Origin of the sequence: Brevundimonas subvibrioides (assembly GCF_027271155.1) — a bacterium.
Lineage (GTDB): Bacteria > Pseudomonadota > Alphaproteobacteria > Caulobacterales > Caulobacteraceae > Brevundimonas > Brevundimonas subvibrioides_D.
Genome location: NZ_CP114542.1, coordinates 1395790 through 1410951 on the forward strand (window position 1 = coordinate 1395790; position 15162 = coordinate 1410951).

A 15162-nucleotide genomic window follows, 5' to 3' on the forward strand; every position below is an offset into this window, starting at 1 on the left:
AAACCAAGGCGCGAACATGAAAACGGCGCGGAGATCGCTCTCCGCGCCGTGTCCGTTCCGGTCCTGTCTCCAGGCCTAGAAGTTGTAGCTCACGCGGCCGTAGACGAAGCGACCGTTGAAGCCATAGGGCGAGTACTGCGGGAAGCCGGTTGATCCCGTCGACCCGTTGATCGCCGCCGGAGTGAACTGCGGATACTCGTCGGTCAGGTTGGTCACGCCCACGGCCAGGCCGACACCGATAGGCAACTCGTAGCGCGCCTCCAGATCGATCAGGGTGTCCGAACCGGTCTCGTAATCCAGACTCGGACTGTTATTGGCGATCAGGACGCTGTCGTAATAGGTCGCCTTTGCTGTTGCGGACCATCCACCCAGGGACCAGTCAAGGCTGGACACGACCTTCTTCTCGGGCGTGCCGTCCTCGAACGCGAGGATGTTGGCCCGGTCGAACAGGAAGAAGGGTGAGGACGCGAGGGCGCTGGTTGACGGCGGGGTCGAGTTGACCTTGGTGTCGTTGTAGTTGCCGGCGACCGTGAAATCGAAGCGACCATAGTCGGTCGGCAGGCGATAACGGCCGACGACGTCAATGCCCTTGGTCGTGGTGTCCACGCCATTGACGAAGAAGCGCACGCCGCTGACGCTGGTTCCAGGCAGATTAGCGGTCAGGAATGCACGGATCGCATCACGCTCGGCCACGGTCTGGCCGGGACGTGCGCCGCCCGTGCCGCCCAGGGTTTCCGAATAGGCGATCCGGTCGTTCACATCGATCTGATAGGCATCGACGGTCAGATCCACAGCACCCAGACGGAAGACCAGGCCCAGCGAGTAGTTGACCGAGGTTTCAGCCTCCAGAGGCTTCGAGCCCAGGATGCGGGACACCGGATCATCCACACGGAAGGTGCTGTTCTCGGCCAGGGTCACGACGGGCACGCCGCCCACCACGCTGGCCGACAGGTTGGTCGCCGTATAGCTGAAATACTGTTGCTGCAACGCCGGGGCGTGGAAGCCCGAAGACACGGCCCCGCGGATGGCGAAGCCGGGAGTAAAGTCGTAGCGGGCCGAAGCCTTGCCGGTCAGGGTATCGCCGAAGTCGGAATAGTCCTCATAGCGGGCCGCCAGACCGAAGGAGAAGGCCTCTGTCAGCTTGCCCTCGAAATCGACGAAGGCACTGTAATTGCTACGGTCGACCTTGATGGCATTCTTGTTCGACAGGCCGGGGAAGCCTTGTGAACCGAGCGGGTTGGCTGTCGTCGTGCCCGGGATGACGATCTGAGGGCCCTGATTGTAGGACGCGGGCTCGCCGGCCGTGACCTCGAAGTTCTCGGCCCGGTATTCGACGCCGAAAGCAAAGTTCAGGGGCTCATACAGACCGATGTCCAGCGGTTTCACGCCGTCTATGCCGACTGTGAACTGGTCGTAGGACAGGCCGCCGGCATCGAACTCACGCTGGGACGTCGTGCCATAAGTGCGGTTCAGCGAGTTGACGACGCGGTAGTCCAGCGCGTTGCTGCCATATCCGGCCGACAGATCCCAATCGATGCCGAAGGCCGGACCCTTGATACCGCCGTAGATGTTCTTGTCGACGATTTCGGTCTCGATCAGCGGCAGGAAGCCGTTCGGATAGATGGTGATGTCGTTGCGGGTCTCGTTGAAAGCGCGCGCTGTGGCGGCGGACGAGCTGGCTTTGTGCTGGACGCCGCCAAACGCATAGGCCGTCCAGTCATTGCTCAACGGCTTGCCGGCGTTGAACCAAAGGCTCTGGCTCTGCACGTCCGGGTCACCGAAACGGCCGATGACCTGGTTGGAGGCTCCGCCGTTGACGGCCGATGGCGCGGCGTAGTCGGAGCGGTTCGTAGGGTCCCGGGTCTGCAACTCACCAGCGAAGGTGATGAAGCCGTCGTCGCCCAGCGGCAATCCGATCCAACCGGCCAAGGACTGCTGTTCGCCATCCTCGGCCTTGTGATCGCCACGCGCGGTCGTGAAGGTCGTGTCGAACCGCCCGTAGTTGTAAGTCAGGCCGCCACCCGAGTCAGCTTCGCGCAGGCGCAGGTTCAGCACGCCGGCAATGGCGTCGGACCCATACTGGGCGGACGCCCCGTCCCGCAGCACTTCGACGGAGCCGAGAGCGACCGAGGGTATGGTGTTCAGATCGAAGGCGGTCGAGCCGCGTCCCAGGCTGCCGTTGACGTTGACCAGGGCGCTGACGTGGCCGCGCTGACCGTTGATGAGGACCAGGGTCTGGTCCGGGGCCAAGCCGCGCAGCGAGGCGGGACGGACGTGATCGGAGCCATCCGAGATCGCCGGGCGCGGGAAGTTGATAGACGGTGCCGCATTGGCCAGGGCAGCGGCCGTCTCGGTGCCCGTGCCCGTACGGGTCAGGGTCTGGGCGCTGATCACGTCCACCGGCGCGATGGTGTCCAGGCGGCTGCGGCCGACGGTGCGGGTCCCGGTGACGACGATTTCGTCGACCTGGCTGGCGTCATCCTGCGGCGGCGCGGACTGCGCGGAGGCGACGAGCGGGCAGGCGAGCAGGGTCGCGGCGGATGCGAACCCGAGCAGGAGGGAGCGGCTGGTTATTCTGAGCATGTTCTGGACCTGACGACCGAAGGGGAGGAACGGCGCGACCGCCGCGTAACCAAGCGAAACTGTTCAGCACCGGCTGGTGCGGACGGACCCACAGCGCACCAAGAGCGCAAGATTTTTGCGCCGACGGAGCTCAGGGTCCGGTGCCATGCAAGCTGGGTTCGCCTCGAGCGCAGGTCAAGGACGGGAATTGTCTTCGTCGGCGCGCCGTTGCATTTTTGACATGGAAGGGACGCAGTGCAGAAACGAAGAAGGGCGCGCCTTTGCGGCACGCCCTTCAGGTTTTCTATTCCGCCCGATAAGCGGAAATAGGGTCGGCGATCAGGCCTCGGAGCCGAGACCGTCCTGCTGGCCGGCACCGCCTTCGACCATGTCGCGGGCCTGTTCGGCGGCGGCATTGCGGTCTTCGTCGTAGGCCGACTTGATGACGTCCTCGCCCTTGGCCTGACGCTCGGCCTCGTCTGCGGAACGGGCGATGTTGATCTTGACCGTGGCGGTGACCTCGGCGTGCAGGCGAACCAGCACCTCGTGAACACCCAGGGTCTTGATCGCCGTGTTCAGGACGACCTGCGAGCGTTCGACCTTGCCACCTTCGGCCTGGACGGCCTCTGCGACGTCGCGACCGGAGACCGAGCCGTACAGCTGGCCGGTCTCACCCGCCTGGCGGATCATGACGTAGGACTGACCGTCGATCTTGTCGGCGATCTTCTGGGCCTCGCTCTTGTTCTTCTCGTTGCGGGCCTCGATGGCGACGCGGTCGAGTTCGAACTTCTCCAGGTTTTTGGAGGTGGCGCGAAGGGCCTTGTCCCGCGGCAGCAGGAAGTTGCGAGCGAAGCCATCCTTGACGGTGACGACGTCGCCGATGGCGCCGAGGTTCTCGACGCGTTCGAGCAGAACGACCTTCATCTTATTTCACCACATAGGGCAGGAGGGCCAGATAGCGGGCGCGCTTGATGGCCTTGGCCAGTTCGCGTTGCTTGATCTGGGACACGGCGGTGATGCGCGAGGGCACGATCTTGCCGCGTTCGGAAATGTAGCGCTGCAGCAGCTTGACGTCCTTGTAGTCGATCTTCGGCGCGCCTTCGCCCGTGAACGGGCAGACCTTGCGGCGACGATTGAACGGACGGCGGCCGGAGCCGGCGCCGACGGGCATGCCGGGGGTGGAGGTGGTATCGGTCATGGGTTCAAATCCTCCTTACGCGGCCACGTCGGCGTCTTCACGCGGCGTGCGTTCGCGATCGCGTTCACGCTCGCGCTCGCGGCGGGCCAGCAGTGGCGACAGTTCCAGGTCGAGTTCCTCGACGCGGACGGTCAGCCAGCGCAGCACGTCCTCGTTGATGCCGAGCTGGCGCTCGACTTCGGCCATGGCGGGCGGGGGGCAGTCGATGGCCAGCAGGGAATAGTGCGCCTTGCGGTTCTTCTTGACCCGATAGGTCAGGTTGCGCAGGCCCCAGTATTCGATCTTGGCGACCGTTCCGCCGCCGGCGACGATCAGGTCCTTGATGGTGTCGTTGAGGGCTTCGGCCTGTTGCGCGCTGATATCCTGGCGCGTCATGACCGTGTGCTCGTAAAGAGCCATTCGTCAGTCTCCCTTGTAGGGCGTCGGCGCGACCGGACCGGGTGAAGTCCGAACCACGATGGATCCTGAAGCGGCGGTCGGAATGACTTCCCGAACCCTTTGGTGTTCCGCATCAGGACCGAAGCCCTGGAAAGCGGGCGCGTATAGGGGAAAAGGGGTCGGGGGGCAAGGACTGAAAGGGTCAGCGCCAGTTCTGGGCCGCGTGACGGATGCGGAGGATGACCACTTTGCTTTTGGCGATCCGGTACACAACGATGAAGGGCGTCTTCGGCACCCGAAGCTCGCGTGTGCCCGCCCGACTGCCGGCGCGGCCCAGGTTCGGAAACTCTGAGAGATTTCGAATACTGGATTCAATCCGGCTCGCGACCATGAGCGCCGCGCCCGGCTTGTCGCCCGCAATGAAGTCTGTCTGCGCCCGCATGTCCTGAAGGGCACGCTGGGCGAACTCAATGTTCACCGGGATTGTTTGGCCAAGAGATCGGTCAAGCGCGCCCGCATTTCGGCGAAGACGATATCTGCATCGAGCAACGGTTCGTTGTCGGCTGAATCAATGCCTTCCTGAATCCAGGCGAGATACTCACCCTCGGTGGCGAAGCCGAGCCACGGATCGCGGGCGTGGAGCGAATCCCGGACGAAATCCGCCGCCGCTTGTTCCGGCGTGATCTCATTGGCCTCAGCGCGCGCCTTGAGGCGTTCGAGGTCTTCGTCGGACAGCTGGATCGCGACCTGGGCCATGCCCGAAACGTCGTCTCTCGACCGCCTTTCGTCAAGTCGGCCGGGTTGCCCGGAGGCGGCAACCGGCTTACCCCTCCGCGCTTCTCAGGCAACAATGGACCCTCCTTATGACCCTCGCCCTCCTGTTCCCCGGACAAGGCAGTCAGGCCGTCGGCATGGGCGCGGCGCTGGCCGACGCCTTCGCCTCCGCCCGTGAGGTTTTCGCCGAGGTCGATCAGGCGCTGGGTCAGGATCTGTCGGGTCTGATGCGCGACGGGCCGGAGGATCAGCTGACCCTGACCGAAAATGCCCAGCCCGCCCTGATGGCGGTGTCGCTGGCGGTCATGCGGGTGCTGGACAGGGAGTTCGGCGTGTCCGTGGCGCGCGCGTCGTTCGTCGCGGGCCATTCGCTGGGCGAGTATTCGGCGCTGGCGGCGGCTGGGGCCCTTTCGATCGCCGACACGGCGCGACTGCTGAAGCTGCGCGGTCAGGCCATGCAGCGGGCCGTGCCGGTCGGGCAGGGGGCGATGGCGTCGCTGATCGGACCGAAGACGGACTTGGCCCTCGCGGAGGAAGCCGCTGCGGCCGGGGCCGAAATCGGCACCTGCGTGGTCGCCAACGACAACAACAACGGCAACGTGGTCATCTCGGGCGACAAGGCCGCCGTGGATCGGGCCATTGAGAAGGCGAAGGAGCTGGGCGCGCGGGCGATCCCGCTGAACGTCTCGGCCCCCTTCCACTGCCCGCTGATGCAGCCCGCCGCCGACGAAATGGCCGCCGCCCTGGCGTCCGCAAACCTGACCGCGCCGTCCGTGCCCGTCGTCGCCAACGTCACGGCCCGGCCGGAGACCGACGCCGACACGATCCGCCGCCTGCTGGTCGAACAGGTCACCGGCCGTGTCCGCTGGCGCGAGAGCATGATGTGGATGGCCGGGGAAGGCGGCGTGACCCGCTTCGTCGAGATCGGCTCGGGCAAGGTCCTGACCGGCATGGCCAGGCGGATCGCGCCGGAGGCGGAAAGCCTGGCGTTGAACAGCCCCGAAGACATCGAGGCTTTCGCGAAGGCAGTGACGAGTGACGAGTGACGAGTTCAATCGCCGCCCTTCTCGCCACTCGCCACTAAACACTCGTCACTACGGAGACACTCATGTTTGATCTGACCGGAAAGACCGCCCTCGTCACCGGGGCCACGGGCGGCATTGGCGGGGCCGTCGCCCGCGCGCTGCATGCCCAGGGCGCGACCGTCGTCCTGTCCGGCACGCGTGAGGCCGTGCTGGCCGAACTGGCGAAGGAACTCGGCGAGCGGGCGCATTTCGCCACCGCCAACCTGTCGGATCCGGCCTCGGTCGATGCCCTGGTCGGCGTCGCCGAGGAGGTCGCGGGCGCAGGCCTCGACATCCTGGTCGCCAATGCGGGAATCACGAAGGACGGCCTGCTGCTGCGCATGAAGGACGAGGACTTCCAGTCGGTCCTGACCGTGAACCTCGAAAGCTATTTCCGCCTGAGCCGCGCCGCCATGAAGGGGATGATGAAGCGCCGGTCGGGGCGTATCATCGGCGTGACCTCGGTCGTCGGCGTCACCGGTAACGGGGGCCAGACCAACTATGCGGCGTCCAAGGCCGGCATGATCGGCTTTTCCAAGTCGCTGGCCCAGGAGGTCGGATCGCGCGGCATCACGGTCAATTGCATCGCCCCGGGCTTCATCACCTCGCCCATGACCGATGTGCTGAACGAGCAGCAGCGCGAGGGCATCCTCCGGAACATCCCGGCCGGCCGCCTCGGCACCGGCGACGAGATCGCGGCGGCGGCCGTCTATCTTTCATCCGACGAAGCGGCCTACGTCACGGGCCAGACACTGCATGTGAATGGCGGCATGGCGATGATCTGATCGCCGAAGGAACATCCCGATGATCGTCCTCCGCTACCTCGCCACCATTCTCGCGGGTCCGCTGCTGCTGATCGGCGTCATCTGGGTGCTTCAGGGGTTCAACATCCTGCCGGGCAGTTTCATGACCGGCCATATCATCTGGGCGATCTACGGGGCTCCGATGGCGATCGTCGGCGGGGGTCTGGTGTGGTGGGTCAATCGTCCACGCCGATAGCACCCGGCTCAAGCAGCGCGACCGCGCGATAGCCCACCTGGCCTGCCTCAAGTCGCGCGACCGCGCCGTCGCCGCTCAAGATGCGTTACGGCCTATTTCCCACCGCGAGCGGTGTGCTAAAGCGTCGGCAACCGGTTGGGTCAGCGAGGCGTTGCCTCTTGCGCAAACGGGGCCGCCGTGAGACGGCAAACCAAGATTACAACGCCGCCCCGGGCGGCCTCTAAAAGGCAGAGACACCCATGTCCGATACCCTGGAACGCGTCCGCAAGATCGTCATCGACCACCTGGACGCCGATCCGGACAAGGTCACCGAAAAGGCCAGCTTCATCGACGACCTGGGCGCTGACTCGCTCGACAACGTCGAACTGGTCATGGCCTTCGAGGAAGAGTTCGACATCGAAATCCCCGACGACGCCGCCGAGCACATCCAGACCGTCGGCGACGCTGTGAAGTTCATCGACGAAAAGACCGCCGCCTAAGCGCATTCGGTCTAACGGCAGTTGATGGCCGCCCGGCCCTCCTAGCGGAGCGGCCCGGCGGCCATTACTGTTTCTGAATCAGGATTCTGCTGGAGCGCGAAAGCATGCGTCGCGTCGTCGTCACCGGTCTCGGCCTCGTCACCCCCCTGGGCACTGGCGTCGAGCACAGCTGGAAGGGCATCGTCGAGGGGCGCTCCGGCATCCGTCCGATCACCGCCTTCGATACGGAAGGCTACGGCTGCACCATCGCGGGCGAGGTGCCCAGCGTGGACGGGCGGGGCGGCGGCGGGCCGGACGTGCCCGGCAGCTTCGATCCCGACGCGATCATGACGCCCAAGGAGAGGAAGCGCGTTGACGACTTCATCCTGTTCGGCATCGCGGCGGCGGACGAGGCGCTGAACGACGCGAACTGGCACCCCGAGACCGACGAGGACAAGGAACGGACCGGCGTCATGATGGGCGCGGGTATCGGCGGCCTCGGTCCCATAGCCGACAGCGCCCAGATTCTCGCCGAGTCAGGGCCCCGCCGGATCAGCCCCTTCTTCATCCCGTCCGCCCTGATCAACCTGGCCAGCGGTCAGATCTCGATCCGGCATCAGCTGAAGGGCCCGAATCACGCTGTGGTCACGGCCTGCGCCTCCGGTGTCCACGCCATTGGCGACGCGGCCCGGATGATCGCCTTCGACGACGCCGATGTGATGGTGGCGGGCGGGGCCGAAAGCTCCATCGTGCCCCTGGGCATCGCCGGATTCCTGGCCTGCAAGGCCCTGTGCACCGCCTACAACGACACGCCCGAGGCAGCGTCGCGCCCCTATGACCGGGGCCATGCCGGCTTTATCATGGGCGAGGGGGCCGGCGTTCTGGTGCTGGAGGAGTACGAGCACGCCAGGGCGCGCGGCGCCCGGATCTATGCCGAGATCATCGGCTACGGCATGAGCGGCGACGCTTTCCACATCACCGCGCCGTCCGAGGACGGCGACGGGGCCTATCGCGCCATGAAGGCGGCGGTGAAGCGTGCCGGGATCGCGGTCGAGGACATCGACTACGTCAATGCCCACGGCACCTCGACCATGGCCGACTGGATCGAGCTGCGCGCTGTCGAGCGTCTGGTCGGCGACCATGCAAAGAACCTGGCCATGTCCTCGACCAAGTCGATGACCGGCCACCTGCTGGGGGCGGCCGGGGCCATTGAGGCGGTGTTCAGCGTGCTGGCGATCCGCGACCAGATCGCGCCGCCGACGATCAATCTGGACGATCCGGAACACGAAACCGCCATCGATCTGGTGCCACACAAGGGCAAGCCCATGGAGATCGACGTGGTGATGTCCAACAGCTTCGGTTTCGGCGGCACCAACGCCTCGGTCATTTTCCGCAAGGTTGCCTGACATGACGAACGGCCGGGGGGCGGCTCCAGGACAGAAGCGGTCGGGACTGGTAGTGGCCGCCCTGGCCGCCTCGGCGACCGTCAGCCTGTTCCTGATCGCCGGCCTCGCATGGGCCTGGAGCGTCTATTATGCGCCCGGACCCTCGGCGAGGACGGGCGATGCGACCATCGTCACCCTGCCGTCCGGCTCGGGCGTCTCGGCGATCGCGGCCCGCCTGAAGAGCGCGGGGGTGATCCGGTCGGCGGATATGTTCAAGGCTGCCGCGACCCTGACCGGGGCCGACCGGCGGCTGCGTGCCGGCGAATATGAGGTGCCGACCCGGGCCTCGCTCAAGGGGGTGCTGGCGCTGCTGACCGACGGCCGCGTCGTGCGCCATTTCGTGACTATCCCCGAGGGGTGGTCGTCGGCCCAGGCGGTGGACATCCTCAACAAGGAAGCCGTCCTGACCGGCACGATCGCCGAGGTGCCCGAAGAGGGCTCGCTCTGGCCCGAGACCTATGAGATCGCGCGGGGCGAAACGCGCGCAGAGGTCATTGCCCGCATGCAGCGCGCGGCGACCGAAAACCTTGCGGAACTGTGGGCCCGGAGGGGGCCCAACACCGTGGTCCGGACGCCGGAAGAGGCCGTGATCCTGGCCTCCATCGTCGAGAAGGAAACCGGCATCGCGCGCGAGCGGCCCCAGGTGGCGGCGGTGTTCTCGAACCGGCTGCGCATCGGTATGCGGCTGGAGAGCGATCCGACCATCATCTACGGCATCACCAAGGGTCGACCTCTGGGTCGGGGTATCCGCCGGTCTGAGTTGGAGCGCGACACCGGCTGGAACACCTATCTGATCGACGGCCTGCCCCCGACACCGATCGCCAATCCGGGCCGGCAGTCGCTGGCGGCGGTGCTGAACCCGCCCCGGTCGCAGGACCTGTTCTTCGTCGCGGACGGCACCGGGGGGCATGTGTTCGCCTCGACCTATGAGCAGCACCTGGCCAATGTCGCGCGCTGGCGCTCGATCGAGGCGGGCCGGGCGGGGCCGTCACCGGCAGAAACCCTGCCGCCCGGTACGGCGCCGGTGACCCCGCCTCCGCCCACCGGAGAGGCGGTCATCACCATGCAGCCACCCGGATCCTTGACTCCGTCACGGGCGACCACGGGGCTGCGGCCTGCCGTGCCGCCCCCATCGATGACATCCGCGCCGGCGAACGGGCCATGAGCGACCTTTCGGGCATGACAGGGTTCGGCCGGGCCGATGGCGTTCTGGACGGCTGGACCTGGTCGGTCGAGGCGCGCTCGGTCAACGGCCGCAATCTGGAGGTCCGGTTTCGCGGGCCGAACGGGTTCGACAATCTGGAGCGGCTGGCCAGGGCGGCAGCGCAGGGTCGGCTCAGCCGGGGCCAGGTGACCCTGGGCGTCAACGCACGCCGCGCAGACGGCGACGCGCCGACCCTGAAGGTCAATGAGGCGGTGCTGGCCCGCTATCTGGCGCTGGCCAATGAACTGGCGGAGGAGGGGGCCACGCCGCCGTCGGCCGATGGATTGCTCGGCCTGAAGGGCGTGATCGAGAGCGACGAACAGGTCGACGACGCCGAGGCCCGCGCCACCGTCGAGGTCGCCATCGCCGCCAGCGTGGAGCAGGCTCTGGATGCGCTCAAGGTGTCGCGCGAACGCGAAGGCGCCCAGCTGCGCCCCGTGATCGAGGACTTCGTCGGCCGGATCGAAGCTCTGGTGACCCGCGCCGAAACCGAAGCCGCCGCCCAGACCGGGGCCGTGCGCGAGCGGTTCGCCCGACGCATGGCCGAGCTGGCCCCGGACGTGCCGGGCCTGCAGGAGCGGATCGTGGTGGAGGCCGCCGCCCTCGCCACCCGGGCGGACGTCCGTGAGGAACTGGACAGGCTGATCGCTCACGTCGCCTTGCCAGCCGCCGGCCGGCCGGAAGCTGGACTTCCTGATGCAGGAGTTCATGCGCGAGGCGAACACACTGTGCTCGAAATCGGCTACGACCGCGCTGACCGCCATCGGCCTCGACCTGAAGGCGGTCATCGAGCAGCTTCGGGAACAGGTACAGAATGTCGAATGACCGCACGCCCCGCCGGGGTGTCCTGCTGATCGTGGCCAGCCCCTCGGGCGCGGGCAAGACCTCCCTGTGCCGTCGCCTGATGGCCGACCACGCCGGGCTGGAGCTGTCCGTTTCCATGACCACGCGCGGCATCCGGCCAGGCGAGGTGGCCGACCGCGACTATCACTTCGTCTCGCCTGAAGAATTCCAGCGCGGTATCGACGAGGACGCCTTCCTGGAATGGGCCGATGTGCACGGCAACCGCTACGGCAGCCCGCGCGCGCCCGTGGCCAAGGCCCTGTCCGAGGGCCGGGACGTCCTGTTCGACATCGACTGGCAGGGGGCCCGGCAGATCGCGGAGAAATGCCCGGGCGACGCCGTCCGCGTCTTTATCCTGCCGCCCAGCCTGGAAGAACTCCGCCGCCGTCTGGTGACCCGGTCGCAGGACGCCGACGACGTGATCGAGCGCCGCATACAGAACGCCAAGGGCGAGATCGAGCACTGCGGAGAGTTCGACTACGTCTTCGTCAACGACGACTTCGACCGGTCCTATTCCGAACTGGCCCATATCTATCACGCCGAGCGCAGCCGGCGGTTCCGCAACACCTGGGTCGAGACCTACCGGACGGGTCTGCTCTCGGAGGCGGTCTGACGGTGCCCGGTGATATCGAGATCTCCCAGGCCGCAACGCTGGAACCGATCCAGCAGATCGCCGCCAGGGTGGGGATCGGTCCCGATGCGCTGGAACCCTATGGCCGTTACATCGCCAAGCTGTCGCGCGAGGTTCTGGCGGGTCTGGCGGATCGTCCCGCGGGGCGGCTGATCCTGGTCACGGCGATCAATCCGACGGCGGCGGGCGAAGGCAAGACGACCACGACCATCGGTCTGGGCGACGCGCTGAACCGGATCGGGCGCAAGACCGTCATCGCCCTTCGCGAGCCCTCGCTGGGGCCGGTGTTCGGACGAAAGGGCGGGGCGACGGGCGGAGGCCAGGCCCAGGTCGCGCCGATGGAACGGATTAACCTGCATTTCACCGGCGACTTTCACGCCATCGGCGCGGCGCACAATCTTCTGGCCGCAATGGTCGACAACGCCCTCTACTGGGGCGACGACCGGGGGCTGGACGCGCGACGGGTCACCTGGCGGCGCGCCGTGGACATGAACGATCGGGCCCTGAGGCAGGTCGCGATCGGTCTGGGCGGCACCAACGGCGCGGCGCGCGAGAGCGGGTTCGACATCACCGTGGCCAGCGAGGTGATGGCCGTCCTGTGCCTGGCCGAGGGGCCGGACGATCTGGCGGCCCGGCTGGCTCGCATCGTTGTCGGGCGTAGGCGTGACGGCGGGGCGGTGACGGCCGGCGATATCGGCGCGGCCGGGGCCATGGCGGCTCTGTTGGGCGAGGCTGTCCTGCCCAATCTCGTTCAGTCGCTGGGCGGCACGCCGACGCTGGTCCATGGCGGTCCTTTCGCCAACATCGCCCACGGCTGCAATTCGGTGACGGCGACCCGCGCGGCGCTGGCGCTGGGCGAGTTCGCGGTGACGGAGGCCGGGTTCGGTGCCGACCTGGGCGCCGAGAAATTCCTCAATATCAAATGCCGGTCCAGCGGCCTGGCCCCCTCCGCCGCCGTGATCGTGGCGACGGTTCGGGCGCTGAAGCTGCAGGGCGGGGTCGCAAAGGACGCGCTGGGCACCGGGGACGTCGCGGCCGTGCGGGCCGGCTTCGTCAATCTGGCGCGCCACATCGAGAACCTGCATGGCTTCGGGCTGCCGGTCGTGGTGGCGATCAACGCCTTCCATGGCGACACGGCCGAAGAACAGGCCGCGATCATCGACCTTTGTGCGGCGCACGGGGTCGAGGCCCATATCTGCACCCATTGGGCCGACGGCGGCGCGGGGGCGGAGGGGCTGGCCCATGCCGTGGCGGCCCTGGCCGAAGCCAATACCGATCCGGGTCGCGCGCTGAAGCTGACCTATGCCGACGACCTGCCGCTGGAGCAGAAGATCCGCGCGGTGGCCCAGTCACTGTACCGCGCCTCCGACATCGTCCTGTCGCCAACGGCGAGGAAAGACCTCGCCCGGTTCGAGGCCGAGGGCCACGGTCACCTGCCGGTCTGCATGGCCAAGACGCCCTATTCCTTCACCGCCGACGAGAAGGTGTCGGGTGCGCCACAGGGCTTCGTCCTGCCGGTCGACTCGGTGCGGCTGTCGGCCGGGGCGGGCTTCGTCGTCGCCCTGTGCGGTGCGGTCAACACCATGCCGGGCCTGCCGCGCGTGCCCTCGGCCGAGCGGATCGCGCTGGGCACTAACGGCCGGATCACCGGGCTGGATTGAGCCTCAGTCTGACGCTCGGGCCGCAAACCAGGGAATCATCCGGGCCAGGGCATCCTCGATCTCCGGCGTGGAGACGGCAAAGCTGAACCGCATGAAGCGGTGGCCGTCGACGGGGTCGAAGTCCACGCCGGGTGCGGTCGCCACCCCGGTGTCGCGCAACAGACGCTCGCAGAAGGCCACGCTATCCTGCGTCAGATGGCCGATGTCGGCCCAGATGTAGAAGGCGCCGTCGGGCGGAGCGATCGACTTCAGGCCCAGCGCGGGCAGGGCCTCCAGCATCCGGGCCCGGTTGGCCCGATAGACCTCGGTATGGCCCTCCAGCACCTCATGCTGGTCCATGGCGATCAGCCCCGCGTGCTGGCTCAGCGACGGCGGGGTCAGGAACAGATTGCCGATGAAGGCCCGCGCCCGCTCCGCATGGTCGGCGGGCACCAGCAGCCAGCCCAGCCGCCACCCGGCCATGCTCCAGTATTTGCTGAAGCTGTTGATCACCATGGCGTCCGGCTCGAACGACAGCATCGACGGCTGGGGGCCGACATAGGACAGGCCGTGGTAGATTTCGTCGGAGAGAATTCGGATACGCTTTCTGCGACACACGGCAGCGATGTCGGAGAGTTCGGAGGCGGAAATCACCGACCCGGTCGGATTGGCCGGGCTGGCGATGATGACCCCGGCGGGCGGGGGATCCAGCGCGTCCAGCGCGACCGCGGTCAGCTGATAATGCTCGGCTGGACCGCAGGCGATCTCGACCGCCTCCATGTTCAGCGCCCGAACCGTATTGCGATAGGCGACGTAGCCGGGGCGGGCCATGGCGATCCGGTCGCCCGGTCCGAAGGCGGACGACAGCGCCAGCACCAGGGCGGGAGAGGCCCCGCAGGTCAGCAACAGACGATCGGCCGTGACCGCGACGTCGTAGCGGTCACGGTACAGCTGGGCGATCCGCGCCTTCAGCGGCGCGCTCTCCCAATAGCCCATGCCGTCGAGGTCCAGCACGCGGTGCGCCTCGGCGATCGCGGCCGGCGGGGCCCCGGTCGACGGCTGGCCGAACTCCATATGGATCACGCTGCGGCCCTCGGCCTTGAGGGCGTGGGCCAGGCGACTGATGCCGATGGCGCGGAACGGGTCGATGTCGGTCATGGGGTCGCCTCCGCCAGCCTCAGGAAGCCCGCGATGTCGATGGTCTCCGCCCGGGCGTCCGGGTCGATGCCGGCCGCTTCGCACAGGGCTCCGCCGCCCAGTGGCTTCAGGCTGGAACGCAGCATCTTGCGGCGCTGGCCGAAGGCGGCGGCGGTGACGGTCTCCAGACGCTTCAGCATGCCGCGCTCGGGCCGCCCGGCGCGAGGGATCAGGTGGACGACGGCCGAGGCCACCCTGGGCGGCGGCGTGAAGGCGGCGGCGGGCAGATGCATCACGATCCGCGCCTCGGCCACCGCCTGGGCGATGACGGCCAGACGGCCGTAGGCGTCGTCGCCGGGCGCGGCCACGATCCGCTCGGCGACCTCCTTCTGGAACATCAGGGTCATGGCGTGCGGCGTCCAAGGACCCGTCAGCCATTTGATCAGCAGGGGCGTCCCGACATTGTAGGGCAGGTTTGACACGACGTGCGCGGGGTCGGTCACCAGATCGGCCTCGACGACCTTCAGCGCATCGGCCTCCATGATCCTCAGGCGGCCGTCGCCGGTGTCCAGCTCGGTCAGCAGGGGCAGAAAGCGGGGGTCCTTCTCGACCAGCACCACCGCACCTGCGTCGCTTTCGAGGATCGCGCGGGTCAGGCCGCCGGGGCCGGGGCCGACCTCGATCACGGCGCGTCCCTCGAACGGACCGGCCAGGCGCACGATCTTGCGCGTGATGTTCAGGTCCAGCAGGAAATGCTGGCCGAAGCTCTTTTTGGCCAGCAGGCCGTGGGCTTCCAGGGACTCACGGAGGGGGGGCAGGTCTGACACCG

General features: G+C 67.3%; 16 protein-coding genes and 1 pseudogene. 9 read left to right on the forward strand and 8 right to left on the reverse strand.

Translation table 11 applies throughout. From position 1 onward, the window contains the following. Positions 1 to 75 precede the first annotated feature (75 nt). The 6 genes from O3139_RS06965 to O3139_RS06990 form a co-directional block, all read right to left on the reverse strand. On the reverse strand, positions 76 to 2583 hold the full coding sequence (locus O3139_RS06965) for a TonB-dependent receptor plug domain-containing protein (RefSeq protein WP_269516287.1): 2508 nt from the start codon (positions 2581 to 2583) through the stop codon (positions 76 to 78). 318 nt (positions 2584 to 2901) lie between these two features. Continuing rightward, positions 2902 to 3486, reverse strand: a complete 585-nt coding sequence (rplI, locus tag O3139_RS06970) for a 50S ribosomal protein L9 (RefSeq protein ID WP_269516288.1) — start codon at positions 3484 to 3486, stop codon at positions 2902 to 2904. Position 3487: 1 nt separating this feature from the next. Then, the gene (gene rpsR / locus O3139_RS06975) at positions 3488 to 3760 is read right to left on the reverse strand and encodes a 30S ribosomal protein S18 (protein ID WP_209321060.1); all 273 of its coding nucleotides are present in this window, start codon (positions 3758 to 3760) and stop codon (positions 3488 to 3490) included. Positions 3761 to 3775: 15 nt separating this feature from the next. Next, positions 3776 to 4159 carry a 30S ribosomal protein S6 gene (gene rpsF / locus O3139_RS06980; protein ID WP_269516290.1) on the reverse strand — a complete coding sequence of 128 codons (384 nt, stop codon included), beginning with the start codon at positions 4157 to 4159 and terminating at the stop codon, positions 3776 to 3778. A gap of 181 nt (positions 4160 to 4340) precedes the next feature. Then, positions 4341 to 4616 (reverse strand): type II toxin-antitoxin system RelE/ParE family toxin, encoded by a 276-nt coding sequence (locus O3139_RS06985; protein ID WP_269516291.1) that lies wholly within the window; start codon positions 4614 to 4616, stop codon positions 4341 to 4343. After that, on the reverse strand, positions 4613 to 4894 hold the full coding sequence (locus O3139_RS06990) for a hypothetical protein (RefSeq protein WP_209321057.1): 282 nt from the start codon (positions 4892 to 4894) through the stop codon (positions 4613 to 4615). The genes O3139_RS06985 and O3139_RS06990 overlap by 4 nt, the downstream gene beginning before the upstream one ends. 107 nt (positions 4895 to 5001) lie before the next feature. Between O3139_RS06990 and fabD the strand changes: the two genes are divergently transcribed. The 9 genes and pseudogenes from fabD (at position 5002) to O3139_RS07035 (ending at position 13217) form a co-directional block, all read left to right on the forward strand. After that, on the forward strand, positions 5002 to 5958 hold the full coding sequence (gene fabD, locus O3139_RS06995; protein ID WP_269516292.1) for an ACP S-malonyltransferase: 957 nt from the start codon (positions 5002 to 5004) through the stop codon (positions 5956 to 5958). A 62-nt stretch (positions 5959 to 6020) separates the two neighbouring features. After that, a complete protein-coding gene (fabG, locus tag O3139_RS07000) occupies positions 6021 to 6761 on the forward strand; it encodes a 3-oxoacyl-[acyl-carrier-protein] reductase (RefSeq protein ID WP_269516293.1) in 741 nt (246 codons plus the stop codon). Between the two features lie 19 nt (positions 6762 to 6780). Beyond that, a complete protein-coding gene (locus O3139_RS07005) occupies positions 6781 to 6975 on the forward strand; it encodes a hypothetical protein (protein ID WP_269516294.1) in 195 nt (64 codons plus the stop codon). 239 nt (positions 6976 to 7214) lie between these two features. Then, complete coding sequence (locus tag O3139_RS07010) at positions 7215 to 7454, forward strand: acyl carrier protein (RefSeq protein WP_013270001.1); 240 nt, start codon at positions 7215 to 7217, stop codon at positions 7452 to 7454. A gap of 104 nt (positions 7455 to 7558) precedes the next feature. Beyond that, positions 7559 to 8839, forward strand: coding sequence for a beta-ketoacyl-ACP synthase II (gene fabF / locus O3139_RS07015; protein ID WP_269516296.1), 1281 nt, complete (start codon positions 7559 to 7561; stop codon positions 8837 to 8839). A 1-nt stretch (position 8840) separates the two neighbouring features. Next, a complete protein-coding gene (gene mltG / locus O3139_RS07020) occupies positions 8841 to 10043 on the forward strand; it encodes an endolytic transglycosylase MltG (protein ID WP_269516297.1) in 1203 nt (400 codons plus the stop codon). Next, positions 10040 to 10907: pseudogene (locus tag O3139_RS07025) on the forward strand (YicC/YloC family endoribonuclease). Before mltG ends, O3139_RS07025 begins: the two are co-directional and overlap by 4 nt. Next, positions 10897 to 11538: a guanylate kinase gene (gmk, locus tag O3139_RS07030; RefSeq protein WP_269516299.1), complete on the forward strand. Its 642-nt coding sequence runs from the start codon at positions 10897 to 10899 to the stop codon at positions 11536 to 11538. Before O3139_RS07025 ends, gmk begins: the two are co-directional and overlap by 11 nt. A 2-nt stretch (positions 11539 to 11540) precedes the next feature. After that, positions 11541 to 13217, forward strand: coding sequence for a formate--tetrahydrofolate ligase (locus O3139_RS07035; RefSeq protein ID WP_269516300.1), 1677 nt, complete (start codon positions 11541 to 11543; stop codon positions 13215 to 13217). A 3-nt stretch (positions 13218 to 13220) separates the two neighbouring features. On the opposite strand, the gene O3139_RS07040 is transcribed toward O3139_RS07035, so the two are convergent. Together O3139_RS07040 and rsmA are read right to left on the reverse strand one after the other, a co-directional pair. After that, complete coding sequence (locus O3139_RS07040) at positions 13221 to 14354, reverse strand: pyridoxal phosphate-dependent aminotransferase (RefSeq protein ID WP_269516301.1); 1134 nt, start codon at positions 14352 to 14354, stop codon at positions 13221 to 13223. After that, entirely contained in the window at positions 14351 to 15160 is an 810-nt protein-coding gene (gene rsmA / locus O3139_RS07045) for a 16S rRNA (adenine(1518)-N(6)/adenine(1519)-N(6))-dimethyltransferase RsmA (protein ID WP_269516302.1), read from the reverse strand. The genes O3139_RS07040 and rsmA overlap by 4 nt, the downstream gene beginning before the upstream one ends. Positions 15161 to 15162 lie beyond the last annotated feature (2 nt).

Bases quoted from the DNA above. Each gene is read 5' to 3' on its own strand.
- O3139_RS06965 (WP_269516287.1), bottom strand. From the start codon at position 2,583: ATGCTCAGAATAACCAGCCGCTCCCTCCTGCTCGGGTTCGCATCCGCC.
- rplI (WP_269516288.1), bottom strand. From the start codon at position 3,486: ATGAAGGTCGTTCTGCTCGAACGCGTCGAGAACCTCGGCGCCATCGGC.
- rpsR (WP_209321060.1), bottom strand. From the start codon at position 3,760: ATGACCGATACCACCTCCACCCCCGGCATGCCCGTCGGCGCCGGCTCC.
- rpsF (WP_269516290.1), bottom strand. From the start codon at position 4,159: ATGGCTCTTTACGAGCACACGGTCATGACGCGCCAGGATATCAGCGCG.
- O3139_RS06990 (WP_209321057.1), bottom strand. From the start codon at position 4,894: ATGGCCCAGGTCGCGATCCAGCTGTCCGACGAAGACCTCGAACGCCTC.
- fabD (WP_269516292.1), top strand. From the start codon at position 5,002: ATGACCCTCGCCCTCCTGTTCCCCGGACAAGGCAGTCAGGCCGTCGGC.
- fabG (WP_269516293.1), top strand. From the start codon at position 6,021: ATGTTTGATCTGACCGGAAAGACCGCCCTCGTCACCGGGGCCACGGGC.
- O3139_RS07005 (WP_269516294.1), top strand. From the start codon at position 6,781: ATGATCGTCCTCCGCTACCTCGCCACCATTCTCGCGGGTCCGCTGCTG.
- O3139_RS07010 (WP_013270001.1), top strand. From the start codon at position 7,215: ATGTCCGATACCCTGGAACGCGTCCGCAAGATCGTCATCGACCACCTG.
- fabF (WP_269516296.1), top strand. From the start codon at position 7,559: ATGCGTCGCGTCGTCGTCACCGGTCTCGGCCTCGTCACCCCCCTGGGC.
- mltG (WP_269516297.1), top strand. From the start codon at position 8,841: ATGACGAACGGCCGGGGGGCGGCTCCAGGACAGAAGCGGTCGGGACTG.
- gmk (WP_269516299.1), top strand. From the start codon at position 10,897: ATGTCGAATGACCGCACGCCCCGCCGGGGTGTCCTGCTGATCGTGGCC.
- O3139_RS07040 (WP_269516301.1), bottom strand. From the start codon at position 14,354: ATGACCGACATCGACCCGTTCCGCGCCATCGGCATCAGTCGCCTGGCC.